The sequence below is a fragment of the Bradyrhizobium cosmicum genome, assembly GCF_032290525.1.
Lineage (GTDB): Bacteria > Pseudomonadota > Alphaproteobacteria > Rhizobiales > Xanthobacteraceae > Bradyrhizobium > Bradyrhizobium cosmicum_A.
In genome coordinates this window covers 1-261 of sequence record NZ_JASXTA010000330.1, presented here as the reverse complement: position 1 = coordinate 261, position 261 = coordinate 1, and the positions used below count along the sequence as shown (strand labels likewise).

Sequence of the window (261 nt, the reverse complement as noted above, 5' to 3'; positions counted from 1 at the left end):
CGTCGACCAGGTAGGCCGCGACATAAGTGTGCGCGGGATGACCAACTCGCGCGTGCCAGCGACGCGCCCCGGGCCGGCCACTGTCAGGAAACTCGAGCAGGCGCCGCGCGGCATCGGCAATCTGTTCATCAACATGAACCGCTGCACGGGGATTCTCGGCTTCGATGTAGCTGAAAATGCCATCGCGATCGGACAGCGCGAATCGCGACCAGACGAGTTCCACCGTTCATGCTCCGCCACTTTTTCGAAGCACAGCGGTAC

The 261-nt window shown here is 62.5% G+C and carries 1 protein-coding gene; it reads right to left on the bottom strand.

From position 1 onward, the window contains the following. A partial coding sequence (locus QSV46_RS40140; protein ID WP_314964184.1) for a type II toxin-antitoxin system RelE/ParE family toxin occupies positions 1-223 on the bottom strand: 223 nt, incomplete at its 3' end. Positions 224-261 lie beyond the last annotated feature (38 nt).